Source organism: Lentzea guizhouensis, assembly GCF_001701025.1.
GTDB classification, from domain to species: Bacteria; Actinomycetota; Actinomycetes; order Mycobacteriales; family Pseudonocardiaceae; genus Lentzea; species Lentzea guizhouensis.
Window position 1 is genome coordinate 8,754,054 of sequence record NZ_CP016793.1, and the last position, 13,374, is coordinate 8,767,427.

Here is a 13,374-nt window from a genome sequence, read left to right on the forward strand (position 1 = left end):
GTCCCCGCGCGTCAGTCCACGGTGTCGCACGCGACCCGAGGGGGCCACGAGTCCGTGCGCAGGATCTCCAGCACGAACGCCCGCGACACCAGCGCGACCCGGTTCGGCGCCTGCAGCTTGTCGGACATCACGCGGACGTGGTAGTCGATCGTCTTCGAGCTGAGGTACAGCTCCCTCGACAGCCGCCCGCTGGAGAAGCCGGCCGCGACCCCCTCCAGGATCTTGGCCTGGACGGAGCTGAGCGTGTAGCAGTCCTGGTGGCGGTGCGTGCAGTTCTGCATGTCGTTCTGCCCGTTGTACATGACACCCATCCGTTCGGCGTGAATCCGGTCCGGGGAGGAGATCCAGTCTTGTGTCCACAGTGGAACTGCGTTGAGGGCCGACGGTGACAACGTTGACACGTGACACCGCGGCGCCGGCGGCGGCGGATGCGGTGATCAAAACCTTGCACGAGGACCTGAGCGGGCTCCCGGCCAGCGCGCAGCTGGACGCGGTGCTGTGCCTGCTGGAGGCGGCCAGGCAGGTGCTGCACACCGTGGACCGCGGCGAGGTCGAACGCGAGGACCTCGACCGCATCCGGGCGACCATGCGGGCCGCGTCGCTCTCGGTGCGCAGCTACCTGTGGGCCACCGGCCCCGCGGAGGGCTAGCCGTGCACGGCCTGCGGTTGTGGCGTCGTCGTGCGGCGCAGGTCGGGCAGGAGGGTCATGGCCAGTGCCGCACAGGCCATGAAGCCCGCGCACACCAGCAGTCCGGCGCCGAGCCCGGAACCGGTCGCCAGCACGCCCAGCGTGAGCGGGGCGAACGCGGACACACCGCGCGCGATGTTGTAGCAGAACCCGGCACCGGTGGTCCGCACCCTGGTCGGGAACAGCTCGCCCAGGTACACGCCGAAGATGCCGGCGTAGGCCGCGAAGAAGGCGAACATCGGGCCCAGCCACAGCAACGCCGTGCGGTCGGCCGCGACCACGTACAGCGGCAGGGTCAGCGCCACCCCGGCCAGCGACAGGACCAGCGCGTACTTGTGGCCGATCCGGTCGGCGATCAGGCCGAAGACGTTGTAGCCGACGAACATGCCGAGGTTGAGCACCAGCAGGAACATCGCGACCGTCGGGCCGGGAACGCCCTTGTCGACCTGCAGGTAGGTCGGCAGCCAGGTGGACGCGCCCCAGGCACCGAACATCGCGAACCCGGCCACGACCGCACCGAGCAGCGTGCGCCTGCGCAGCTCGGGGGCGAAGATCTCGGTCACCTTGACCGGCGTGGTCTTCTGCCGGGCCCACTCGGCCGACTCGCGGAAGAACACCCCGACGATGACCAGCGGGACCACCACGCCGACGCCGCCGAGGAAGAACAGCAGGCGCCAGTTCGGCAGCAGCGCACCGGACATCAGCGCGGCGACCACCCCGCCGACCGGGAACGAGCTGAGCACGAACGCGACCGCCCGCCCTCGTTGCGCGGCGGGCCAGGTCTCGACCACGTAGGCGGACACCACGCCCCACACCCCGCCGAGCCCCATGCCGGCCAGGAACCGCAGGACCACGAACAGCGTGAAGCTCGGGACCACCAGGATCGCGGCGGTGAACACGCCGAACACCGCGAGGGACAGCATCAGCGCCCGCTTGCGGCCGTAGTTGTCGGCGAGCCACCCGACGGTCACGCTGCTCACCCCGATGCCGAGCAGCGTCGCCGTGGCGAGCAGACCTCCCTGTGTCGTCGTCAAGCCCAGATCGGCACGGATCGCCGGCAACGCGAACGACAGCAGCAGGATCTCCAACGCGTCGAACATGTAGGCGACGAACGAGCCGATGAGCACAACCCACCGGTTGGATCCACTCACGAGAACCAGTCCTCCACTCGTCGGGTTCGGTCGAACACCCGTGTTCTCACCGCAGCGTCACGATCGGCTTCCGCCTGCACCGGAGGACCAGGTCGCCCGGCAACCGGGCACAGAACGGGCTCGCGGTCACCGAGGCAGCCACACCGAGTCCCGCCGCCCGGCGGTTTTACCGTCCACAAAGGACGTGGTCGCGCCGTTTCCGCCTGCAGAATGCCGAATCCTGACTGGGCTCGACGCTACGAAAGACCTCAGACCCCGGTCAACATCCGGCCCCTCGGGGCCGCTAACACTGTGGTTCGGGGGTGCGGAGGGGCGGTCGAGGTGAGATGTCGTTGCCCGAAGGTACGGGCCAATTGATACGGCCCGGTGGAGAAGTGCGGGCAGGGCCACCGGTTGAGACAAACCAGTTCGCCGCGATCTGTGAGACCGGAATTCAAACACATTCACAGCGGCGCGAAGGTGCGGTTGCACAACTCGACTAGAAGGTGTGGTTCAGCGCGCCGGCCAGGTCGGCGCGGCGCAGGACGCCGAGCTTGCGGTAGGAGTTCGTCAGGTGTTTCTCGACAGCTCTGATGCTCACCGCCAGCAACTGCGCTATCTCCTGGTTCGACCGGCCGGCCACCGCGAGCGCGACCACCCGCCGTTCGGTGCGGGTGAGCTCGGCGTGGCGGACCTCGCCGCGCAGGTGGGAACCCGCCTGCCGGGCGAGGCGCTGGTCACCGCAGGCGGCGGCGAGGTCGCGGCAGCGGCGCAGGTGGTCGGCGGCGGCCTGCTCGTACCGGTCGCGCAGCCGCAGTCCCAGCGCCAGGTGGGTGCGGCGCGTTCCAGCCGGTCGGCCGAGGTCGCCAGGACGTTCTCGGCCGCGTGCAGCAGGTCCACGCCCTCGGCTCCCCCGGTCAGCCCGCCGAGCACGCGCAGGGTCCGGCCGACACCGGCGGGGGCACCCCACTCGGCCGCGCGTTCGTGGTCCTCCTCGGCGAGAGCTCTGGCCGCGTCGGTGTCGCCGGCCTGCTGGTGCAGCCGGACCGCCGCGGTGCGCCACGGGAAGAGCACGACGTTGTGCCAGCCCAGCCGGTCGAGCTGACGGCCCGCCTCCGTCAGGGCGTACCGGCCACGTGCGGCATCGCCCCTGGCAGCCGCGCCGCGCAGCAGGTCGAACACAGCCGCGGTACCGGGGTTCGCCACCTCGGCTGACCTCGACAGCAGGCATTCGGCCAGCTGCTCGTCCTGGGTCTTGAGCGCCACCACGGCCAGGGCGAGCACGGCGTTCGCACCGAGGGTGGCCTGGTCGTGCTGGAGCACGTTCTTCGCCATGAGCCTCGCCCGCCCGACGTCGCCCTGGTGGACGGCGACGAGCGCCTTGCTCACCCAGAGCCTCGCCTGGTCGTCGGTCGCCGGCGCGCGGTCCGTCCAGGTGGCCGCTCGGGCCGGGGAGTCGGCCGCGCACAGGGTCTGCACGAGCAACTGGGTCATCTCGGTCTGGCCGGCGTTCGGCGGTGCGTGGCCGAGCAGACGACCGGCCAACGCCGCCACCCCTGGCGCGGGTGTGCGTGCCACCAGAGCCGCCGAGAAGGTCAACACCGTGAGCAGTTCTCGTTCCGCTGTGTCGGCTGTGTCCGGTTTCGGCCCGAGTTCCCGGAGCCGCGTGGTGGCGTCGGTGAGGTCGGTGAGGTTCGTGTGGCCCGCGTAGCGCGTCCGTGCCTCGACCCGCAGCACCAGGTCGGGGTCGCCGAGTTGACGCACGTCCCGTTCGACGTCGCTGATGACGTCCCGCGCCAGCGGTGGCACGGCTCCCCATGCGGTGAGCGGCATCCGGAGCACGGCCGCGACCCGATCGCGGGGCGACTCGTGCAGCTGGATCGCGTAGCTGAGGTGTTGCAGGGCCCGCACGCTGTCGGTCGTACTTTCGGCGACGGCCAGCTCGACCAGCAGCCCGGCGCGGTCGGGTCCTGGCTCCGCCACCGCCCGGCGCAGGTACCGCAACGGTCGCCGGCGCAGCGCGGCGGCTCGGAGCACCTCGGTTCCCCACTCGGGGAGAACCGATCTGGTCGCCACGAGGTGGTCGGCGACGTCCTCGGCCGGACAGCCGCGGTCGTGCAGCAGCGTGGCGGCCGCGGCGTGCCAAGTGTCGTGTTCCGCGGTCGTCATCGTGGCGAGCACGGCGTCCCCCACCGCCGGATCGACGAAGTTCCCCTGCGCGGTGACGAGTCCCAGTGCGCTGAGATTTCGCACCGCAGTGGCGATCCCGTCGTCGAGCCCGGCGAGTTCGGTGACCAGGCCGCTCTCCGCCGGCTCACCGAGCACGGCCATCGCCTTGGCCAGCTCCCGCACCGGTTCGGGCTGGCGGCTCAGGCAGTCGGTGAGCCGACGCTGCGACCACCCGGCCGGTGACACCGGCGGCAACCGCACCTCGGTGCCGGGAAGGGTGATCCCGGCGCTCGGCTCGCCGTCCCGGACAGCGGCCACCACCAGGGCGCGCGCGGCGATGTCGGCCAACCACCGCACGGACGACCCGTCGGCCCACTGCAGGTCGTCCACCACGATGACGACGAAACCGGCCGGTACGGGCCGGAGCTGGTCGGCCACCCCGAGGTCCCAGTCGCGTTCGGCGAGTGCCCCGCTCGCGCGCAGCACGACCGCCCCGGCGTTCTCCGCCCGCACGGCGAACTCCCGCAGCAGGGCGGACTTCCCCGCGCCCAGCGGCCCTCGCACCGTCACGAACGCGCCAGCTCCGGCCCGCACCAGGTCGTCCATCCCGTCGACCACCGGTCAGCTCCCGACGGCCACGGGGTGCCTGGCGAGGAGGCCGGGGAACAACCCCGCCACGACCGCTCCGGCCGCCTCCCCCGCCGGCACGCCGCGCGCCAAGTCCGCGAACTCCTGGCTCTCCCGCAGCACCGCGGGAACACCCCACCGCACGGCCAGGTCGTGGGTCTCGGCGATCAGGGCGTCGGCGTGTGCGACCTCGCCCGCAGCGCGCCACCCGACCGCCGCGAGCAACCGCCACGGCAGCACAGCGGGGTTGACCACACCCGCGTCCCGCAGCCAGCGGCCGCAGTCGACGAACGTCCGAGCCGCGGTCGCGGGTTCCGGCACCAGCTCGACCAGCCCCTGTGCGAAGAGCCGCCAGGCGTGCGTCAGACCGTGTGCGGCGCCGGTCGCCGTCTCGCGGACCAACGCCTCACGCGCGTCGTCGGTCAACCCGGCCGCGAGCAGCAGCACCACCTCCAGCACCATGTGCCGCGCTCGGAGGAACGGAGTCCAGCTGTCGCGCGGCAGTTCTGCCTCCACGGCGGCCAGCTCCTCCGCCGCCTCGACGATCCGCCGTTGCCGCAACCGCACCGAACAGCGCTGCAGCATCGCCTCGACGACAGCCGCCCGGGAGCCGTACCGGCGGCCGTCCACCAGAACGGCGTTGATGCCGGCCAGCGCGGTCTCGTACTCGCCCGCCCAGGTCAACGCCTCAGCCGCGGCCAGGCGCGGTGTCAGCGGGCCGGGACCGCGCACGGCCAGGGCCCTGGCCGCCAGCTCCACCGCTCCGCCACGAGCGCCACGGGCCAGTCGCCAGGCGGCGACCCCCTGGCGCACCGGGTCGGCGAGCTGGTCCGGAAGTGCCGGTACAGCGGGAAAACCGAGTTCGTCGGGCTCACCGGTGACGCTCACGGCGTAGCAGTGCAGGCCCCGCAACGCCTCCTGTTCGAACTCGGCCAGGTGCGGATGTGCGAGCGCGGTCTCGATGGCACGCCTGGCCACGCCGGAACGTTCCCGGCAGGCCAGCGCGTCCGCCGCCCGCAGCCGTGGGCCGGACATCCCGGGGCCGGTCAGGTGCAGGACCTGGACCAGGCGCCGGTCCGCCGCCTCCGGCGCGTGGTCGAGCTCGCACTGCGCGAGCTGGATCAGCACCTCCGCACGGGTCGCGGTGTCCGCGGGCTCGCTCAGCGCGCGGACCAGCAGCCGGGCCGCCTCCGCCGTCCTCCCGGCTCCGGCCAGCACCCGAGCTTCCCGCTGGAGCACCAGCCGGGCCCACGCCGTGCCGACCGGTGGCGCCTCGACCAGGAGGGCACTCATCCGGTCGAACCCGAGCACGGCCTGGTGACCGAGCACCGCCGCATCGGAGCGCAACCGGTCGCGCTGGTCACCGCTCATCGTGGCGAGCACGGCACGGGTCACGCCGTCGGCCAGGCTCGGCTCGTCGGTCGCGACCAGGCCGAGGCCGCGCAACCTCGTCATGGCCCGGTCCACGTGGTCCAGCTCCGCAAGGCCGTGCACCAGGGACGACTCGAAGCGCCCGCCGCACACCGCCATGACCCGCAGCAACCTCATGTCGGGCTCGGAGACCAGGTGCAGGGTCCGCGCGATCCGTTCATCGTCCACAACGGACTCGGGCAGGTCGACGAGGTACCAGGGCGGTGCGGTGACCGAGTCGTCCTCGGCCAGCTCGGCGAGCACGTCCTCCGCCGCCGTGCCGAGTCCGGCGGTGGCCAGGACCACCGCGACCGGGGCCCGGTGGATCCTGCGCAGCACCGCGCGGAGCGAGCCGGTCGAGCGCTCGTCCAGCCACTGCGCGTCGTCGACCAGGAGCACCAGCGGCGCGGCGTCGAGCACCACGCGGCACAGCGCGGCTGTCGACCCGTCCGCCTCGGCTCCGAGTTCAGCCAGGACGTCGGTGAGCACGACAGCGTCCACATCGGACTCCACAGCGGCGCGGGCAGCGACTGCGCGGATGCCCTGACCCGTGATCTGGTCGGCGACTCGCCGCAGCACCGCCGTACGACCGGAACCCGGCGACCCGGTCACCTCGAACACGACTCCACCACCGCGACGCAGGCCGCCCAGGAGCTCGGTGAGGAGTTCCTGTTCGCTGATCCTCCTGGGCACGCGGTGAGGCTATTTGCTCCCATATGAGACGTCAACGAAACGCCGCCGCCAACCCGTTGCGGCCCTGCACACCGAGCTTGCGGTAGGCGTTGGTCAGGTGCTTCTCCACGACCCGGACGCCCACCCGCATCAGGTCGGCGATCTCCTGGTTGGACCGGCCTGCCAGCGCGAGCTCGACGACACGGTGCTGCGCGCCCGTCAGATCACCGCGCCCGGCAGGCTCCTCCCGTGCGACCAGCGGGCTCTCCCCGCACTCGACGGCCACCGCCGAGGAGCGGTCCAGGCTCTCCCGGTCCCCCGTCCGCGTGCCCAGCTGCCACAGCGCCCTGGCCAGTTCGAACCGGTTGGCCGAGCCTTCGAGCACCCGCACGGCCTGCCGCAGCAGCGCCACACCGGTGTCCCCCTCGGTCATGGACCCGAGGTGGCACAAGGCCTTGCCGACACCGGCCGGCGCACCCCACGCCACCGCGAGCGCGTGCTGGTGCGCGGCCAGCTCCCGTGCCGCCGTGACATCGCCCAGGCGCCACAGGATCCGGGCCGCCTCCGCCCGCCACGGGTACAGCACGGGGTTGCGCCAGCCGAGCTCCTCCAGGTGGCTGCCGGCGTCCTGGAAGTGGGCGAGCCCGGCCCGGAGGTCGGCGGCCGCCACCGCCGCCGCGCCGCACAGCATCCGGTGCGCGACGGCCGGCGCCGGGGTGGTCGTCCTCTCCTTGAGCAGCGGGAGGAGCCGGCCGACGAGGTGCTCGTCCTGGGTCTCGCAGGCGAGGGAGGCGAGCGCCACCAGCGCCTCGGAGGCGATGGGTCCCGTTGTGGCGAGGATGTCGTCCGCGAGGGTGCGGGCCACAGCGGTCCGGCCGCGGTGCAGCAGCACCAGCACCTGTTCGGCCTCGATGAGGGTCTGCTCCGCGACGGCGTTCGTGGCGTGCGCCCGTTCCACCGCGTTGTCCAGCCAGGCGGAGACGGCGTCCAGCGAGTCCGCCGCGCACAACGTGGTCACCAGGGTCGCGATCGGCGTGTGGACGTGGTCCGGCCGAGGTGGTGCGTCGGCGAGCAACCGTTGTGCGGCCGCCGCGACGTCATCGGCACGCCACTTCGCGGCTGTCGTCGCGCAGTGCAGCTGTACGGCCAGCAACTCGCGTCCCGCGCTCGTCGTCGATGAGGTGTCCGGGCCTTCTCCCAGCCGGTCGACGCATCGCGCGGACCTCCTCGGCGCCATGCAGTCGACGTAGTGGGCCCGTGCTTCGATCCGCAGGGCGAGGTCGCCCGGCACGTCGCCGATCCCCTTGACCAGTTCCCGCACCGCGGGAGGTGCTTCGACCAGGGCTCCCGGCACGAACCTCGCGGCGATCGCGGCACGTTCCTCTGTGGTGGTGACCATCCCGGCCGCGACCGCGAGGTGCACGGCTGCGGCGGCACGGTCGGCACCACGCTCGGCGTCGGCCAGTTCGACGAGCAACGCCGCCCGCCGCCAACCGGCCCGGGGTTGTTCGAACAGCGCACGCCGGAGGTACTCCACGGCGGCCCGCGGCGCACCGCGTTCCACCGCCGACGCGGCTGCCGTGCGCAGGACCTCGACGGCCCACGGCCCTTGGGCGACCGTGATCGCCAGCAGCCGGTCCGCCACGGCCTCGGCGGGCCTGCCGACGTCGTGCAGCAGCCGGACGGCCCTGGCCTGCAGCCGGGCCTGGTCGGCCGGCGCCATGGTGTCCTCGACCGCCTCGCGCACGACGTGGTGGACGAACCGCGGTGGTGCCCGGTCGACGAGCCCGAGCCGTTCCGCAGCGTGAAGTGCGGTCGTGCAGCCGATTTCGTCGACCTCCGCGAGCGGCGCGATCAGTTCGTCGTCCGAGTCATCGCCCAGGACTGCCATCGCGTTCAGCACAGAGCGCACTGGGTAAGGCTGCCCGCGCAGGCAGGTGACGAGCTTCTGCTTGGAATCCCGGGTGAGGAAAGGACGTTGCAGCGCGACGACGTGATCAGCCCGGCGCACGACCTGGTCCACGAGAGCCGAGCCGGACCCCACCTCGCCGTCGCGGACGCAGACGACCAGCACCACCGGAGTCCGGTCCAGCAGGCCGGTCGAACGCGCGAGCGCGCGCAACGACTCGTCGTCAGCCCACTGCAGGTCGTCCACCACGACCAGGACCGGGCCGGCCGCGACCAGCACCTCGGCCAGATCACCCGCTGCCGAACCGGAGAGCTGGTGCACCACGCCGAACGGGAAGTCCCGTTCCTGCCAGGCTCCGCACGCCCGCAGCACCCGGATGCCCAGGCTCTCGGCCACCCGTTTCGCGTCCTGCGCCACCGTCGTCCTGCCGCAGCCGAGCGGTCCGCGGAGCACCACCAGCGTGCCCACTCCGGACTGGGCGAGCCGGAGTGCCGTCGCGATGACCTGGATGCCCGTCATGCCCTGGTGGTGCGCAGGCTGGTCGTGAGCGCGGCCGGCAGGTCGGTGCGCAGCTCGACCCCGAGCTTGCGGTACACGTTGGACAGGTGGCTCTCGACCGTGCGGACCGTCACGAACAGCTCCTCGGCGATCTCCCGGTTGGACGCACCGGCCGCGGCCCGCTCGGCGACCCGCCGCTCCCGGCCGCTGAGCGCGTCCGCCGGTCCCGCCCCAGCCTCGGCATGCGGCCACCGGCCAGGACGAGCAGGTCCCTCGCCTCGGCCGCCGCGCGATCTCCCTGGCGGATGGCCAGGTGACCGCGGCCCGCAGGTGCTCGCGGGCTCCCTTGGCGTCACCGTCCGCCAGCCGGGACGCGCCCAGCAGCCGCACCGCGCGGGTGTGCAGCGGCCGGGCGGAGGACTCGGCGAGCTCCGCGACCGCGGCCTCCAGCAACTCCGCCGCCATCGTCCCGGTGGCGACCGTTCCGCAGGCCATCAGGCTGAGCCCGCGCGCTTCGACCGTGTTCCACCGCCGGGCCCGCTCGGCCCCGAACTCGGCGAGCTCGACGGCCTCCCCGCGCCGGTCCAGTTGCACCAGCAGGCACAGGGCGTCCAGCCACCACGGTGCCCACACCGGGTTCCGCACGCCTGCGGACGTCAGCTGCCGCCCGCAGTCGAGCAGGAGGTCCAGCGCGCCTGGGAGATCGCCGCGGGCCCTACGTGCGGCGGCCTTCGTGACCATCACAGGTCCGTACGCCCAGCCGAACGGCGGCTCCGCGATCCGGTCCAGGTGGTCCTCGGCCTCGTCGACCCTGCCTTGCTTGAGCAGGATCGACGCCATGGTCGCGTTGGGCGGCGCGGCCTCCACCGGTGTCGCCGCCCGGTCGACCACCTCCACCGCGGCCTGCGCGGCGGCGTGGGCCTGCGTGAGATCACCGGCCCGGTCGAGCAGGTCCGCCTTGATGGCCAGCGCCAGCACGTGGAAGTCGAGCGCGCCGTCCTCGCCGCTCGTGGTGACCAGCCGTTCCAGCGCCGCCAACGCCTCCGCCTGCTCACCGCACAGGCCCAGCACCGCCGCGGCGGTCACCGCGGGACCCGTGTGCACCTCCGCCGCGGGAACCAGGCCCAGCCTCGCCAGGTCGACCGCCGACCGGACGCACTCACCGGCGAGCATCTCGGCGTGGGCGGCCACGCCGGCGATCAACCGTCCGGACGCGGTGTCCGGCGTCTGGCGGGGTGCCAGCCGATACCGGGCGAGCAGCCGCCCGGTGGCCGCCGGTTCGCCCCCCAGTCCCACGGTCAGCAGAGCGGCGTGCACCTGCAGCAGCAACTCGCTGTCGACCTCGGCGTTCGCCCCCTCGTCGAGGATTCCGGCGAGCCGGTCGAACGCGGCTTCCGACCACGTGTCCGCGAGCGCCATCAACCCGACCCGGCACAGGATCTTGACCTTGTCGCCGGTGTCCGCCAGCTGGTCGACGACCTCGGTCAGGCGGGGCAACGCGGTGGCGGGCCCCGTCATCACCAGCACGTCCGCCAGGTCCACCAGCGTGTCCTGGTCGCCGGGAACCTCGTCGAGCACGCGGGTCAGGTACCGCTCCGCCGCGTCGAGCGCTCCTCGCCGGACGGCGGCCGCCGCGGCTTCCCGCAGGGTCCAGCACATCCAGTCCTCCGGCAGGTCCGGCAGCCGCACGAGCTGACCGGCGACCTCCTCGGCCGGGCGGCCCTCGTCGTTGAGCACCGTCGCGGCGCGGTGCCGCAGTTCGGTCAACGACGCGGTCGGCACGGCGGCCAGCACCGCACCGGCGATGTCCTCGTGCCGGAACTCCAGTTCGCCGGCGGCCAGCACTTCGTTGCGGCGCAACGTTTCCACCGCGCTCGTGACGAACGGTTCCGGCAGCTGCAGGAACCTGCCCACCGTGCGCGTGTCGGCGGGGGCGAGCACGGCGACCGCGCGGGCCACGTCGTGGACGTGCTCCGGCTCGCCGACCAGGTCCTGCAGGCGGCTGGTGAGGAGCTGACGGCCGAGTTCCCGCACCTGTTCCACGCCGCTCGCGTCCGGGATGGTGCCGGCCGCCCGCAACGACGTCAGCAACGTGGTCAGCCGCAACGGGTTGCCGCCGGTGACCGTGCCGCAGGTCTCCGCGAACGACGGGTCGGGACGGCGGCCGAACGCCCGTTCCACCAGGACCGCTACGTCCTGAGTGGACAGTGGGCCGAGCTCGACGGTGATCGTGGGGACGACGCCGGCGAGGTCCACCTGTCCGGTTCCGGCCAGCACGACCACCAGCGGCAGCTCAGCGGCCCTGCGCAGCAGGAAGCCGATCGACCGCGAGGCTCGGTCGTCGCAGGTGTTCGCGTCGTGCAGGATGACGAGCGGGCGGTCCGCCATCAGGTGCACCGCCGTCCGGTACAGCTCGCACATCACGGCGTAGTCGTCCTGCGTGGTGTCCAGGTTCCCGATGAGCCCGGACAACACCGTCACGTCCGGCTCGAGTCTTCGCCTCACCGCGGTCAGCAGAGTGCTCTTGCCGATCCCCTTCGGCCCGCGCACCAGCACGAGGTGCGCACCGGCGTCCCGGCTGGTCCGGGCCAGGCGGACGATGTTCTCGCACTCCGCCTCCCGGCCGACCAGGTCAGACACCACCGCTCCTCGATCGCCGCAGGACTCGTCACCATCCGCGTTCGTCCCGCACCTTTCCGCAGCCGGGACGACCGGTGCAACCCGGCTCGGCCAACTACCTCCCGGGGCGTCTCAACAGGGAACCGGCACTGCGTGATCGCGGTAGCCTCGCGATCATGAGCGGTTACGACTACATCGTCGTGGGCGGTGGGAGCGCGGGCTGCGTGGTCGCCGCCCGGCTGGCCGAGGACGCCACCGTCAGCGTGCTGCTGCTGGAGGCGGGCAGCGCCACCCCGGTGACCACCACGCCGAACAACTGGCTCTCCCTGCTGGGCACCGAATCCGCCTGGCAGGACACGACTCTGCCCGAACCGGAGCTCGGCCGGGCCCTGCCGTGGCCACGCGGCAAAGCGCTCGGCGGCTCCTCGGCCATCAACGGGATGATCTTCGCCCGCGGTCACCGGAGCAGCTACGACTGGGGCGCGGGCTGGGAGTTCGACGACCTGCTGCCGTTCTTCCGGCGCAGTGAACACGCTCCCACCCGCGATCCTTCCCTGCGCGGTGTCGGCGGCCCCCTGCGGGTCGCTCCGGCCGAGCACCGGCACCCGACGGCGGCGGCGTTCGTGGAAGCCGCCGTGGAGGTGGGGCATCGACGTGCTTCCGACATCAGCGGCGGCCTGGAAGAGGGCGTCGGCTGGGTCGACCTGAACATCGTCGACGGCGCCAGGCAAAGCGCCGCCGATGCCTACCTGCGTTCCCAGCCCAACCTGCACGTCCTGACGGACGCGTTGGTGCAGCGCGTGGTGTTCGACGGCCGCCGGGCCACCGGGGTCGAGTACGTCGTTGGCGGACAGCGGATCCACGCCTCGGCCGGCGAGGTGGTGCTGTGCGCGGGCGCCGTCGGGACCGCACAGTTGCTGCTGCAGAGCGGGATCGGCCCGGCTGACCACCTGCGTGACGTGGACGTCGAGCTCGTGGCGGACCTGCCCGGCGTCGGCGAGAACCTGCACGACCACCCCCTCACCTACGTGGCGCACGGCAGCGCGCAGCCGGTTCCGGCGAGCTCGTACAACAACGTCGAGGTGGTCGGGATGCTGCGCAGCGACCCCGCTCTGGACGCACCGGATCTGCAGTCCTGCCTGTCACCGACGGGCGAGAACGGTTACGTCGTCACGCTTTCGCTGATGACTCCGCACAGCCGTGGGCGGCTTCGCCTGACCGGCTCCGGCATCGCGCTGGAGCCGCGGTACCTCACCGATGCGCGGGACATGACCGCGATGGTGAGGGGAATGCGGCTGGTGCACGAGATCGGCGCGGCGGAGGCGTTGAAACCGTGGCGTGGCCAGGACGTGGAGCCGGTCGGCGAGGAGTACGTCCGGGCGACCACGGCGACCTACTTCCACTACGTCGGCACCTGCAAGCTGGGCACGGACGAGATGTCGGTGGTGGACGAAGACCTGCGCGTGCACGGACTCGACGGGTTGCGGGTCGCGGACGCCTCGGTGATCCCGCGGATCCCGTCGGCGAACACGTACGCGACGGTGATCGCGATCGCCGAACGGGCGGCGAGCCTGGTCAACGGCTCGGCGGTACCGCCGGATGGTTCCTCTTCACCTAACTAAGGGTTCAGTTCGTGGGTCATTGACAAAGGC

9 protein-coding genes and 1 pseudogene are annotated in these 13,374 nt (G+C 72.4%); 2 read left to right on the forward strand and 8 right to left on the reverse strand.

Translation table 11 applies throughout. The annotated features are described in order from the left end of the window. Window positions 1-11: 11 nt before the first annotated feature. Window positions 12-302, reverse strand: coding sequence for a LuxR C-terminal-related transcriptional regulator (locus BBK82_RS41670; protein WP_065921789.1), 291 nt, complete (start codon window positions 300-302; stop codon window positions 12-14). A gap of 92 nt (window positions 303-394) precedes the next feature. Here BBK82_RS41670 and BBK82_RS41675 point away from each other — a divergent pair, with 92 nt between their 5' ends. Next, complete coding sequence (locus tag BBK82_RS41675) at window positions 395-649, forward strand: hypothetical protein (protein ID WP_154697818.1); 255 nt, start codon at window positions 395-397, stop codon at window positions 647-649. Here the strand turns inward: BBK82_RS41675 and BBK82_RS41680 are convergent. From BBK82_RS41680 to BBK82_RS57055, 7 genes and pseudogenes are all read right to left on the reverse strand, one after another. Then, a complete protein-coding gene (locus tag BBK82_RS41680; RefSeq protein ID WP_154697819.1) occupies window positions 646-1,839 on the reverse strand; it encodes an MFS transporter in 1,194 nt (397 codons plus the stop codon). The genes BBK82_RS41675 and BBK82_RS41680 overlap by 4 nt on opposite strands. Window positions 1,840-2,317: 478 nt before the next feature. Beyond that, the gene (locus tag BBK82_RS52110; RefSeq protein ID WP_170068053.1) at window positions 2,318-2,476 is read right to left on the reverse strand and encodes a LuxR C-terminal-related transcriptional regulator; all 159 of its coding nucleotides are present in this window, start codon (window positions 2,474-2,476) and stop codon (window positions 2,318-2,320) included. Beyond that, window positions 2,434-4,605 carry an ATP-binding protein gene (locus tag BBK82_RS52115; protein ID WP_065919839.1) on the reverse strand — a complete coding sequence of 724 codons (2,172 nt, stop codon included), beginning with the start codon at window positions 4,603-4,605 and terminating at the stop codon, window positions 2,434-2,436. Before BBK82_RS52115 ends, BBK82_RS52110 begins: the two co-directional genes overlap by 43 nt. A gap of 3 nt (window positions 4,606-4,608) precedes the next feature. Then, complete coding sequence (locus BBK82_RS41690; RefSeq protein ID WP_065919840.1) at window positions 4,609-6,717, reverse strand: AAA family ATPase; 2,109 nt, start codon at window positions 6,715-6,717, stop codon at window positions 4,609-4,611. 31 nt (window positions 6,718-6,748) lie between these two features. Next, window positions 6,749-9,124, reverse strand: a complete 2,376-nt coding sequence (locus tag BBK82_RS57045) for an ATP-binding protein (RefSeq protein WP_418287546.1) — start codon at window positions 9,122-9,124, stop codon at window positions 6,749-6,751. Next, window positions 9,121-9,459, reverse strand: coding sequence for a helix-turn-helix domain-containing protein (locus tag BBK82_RS57050; protein ID WP_418287548.1), 339 nt, complete (start codon window positions 9,457-9,459; stop codon window positions 9,121-9,123). Before BBK82_RS57050 ends, BBK82_RS57045 begins: the two co-directional genes overlap by 4 nt. Window positions 9,460-11,563: 2,104 nt before the next feature. Continuing rightward, a pseudogene (locus BBK82_RS57055) lies at window positions 11,564-11,746 on the reverse strand (ATP-binding protein); the annotation flags it as partial. Between the two features lie 152 nt (window positions 11,747-11,898). On the opposite strand from BBK82_RS57055, the gene BBK82_RS41700 reads away from it, so the two are divergent. Further along, window positions 11,899-13,344 (forward strand): GMC family oxidoreductase, encoded by a 1,446-nt coding sequence (locus tag BBK82_RS41700; RefSeq protein WP_065921791.1) that lies wholly within the window; start codon window positions 11,899-11,901, stop codon window positions 13,342-13,344. Window positions 13,345-13,374 lie beyond the last annotated feature (30 nt).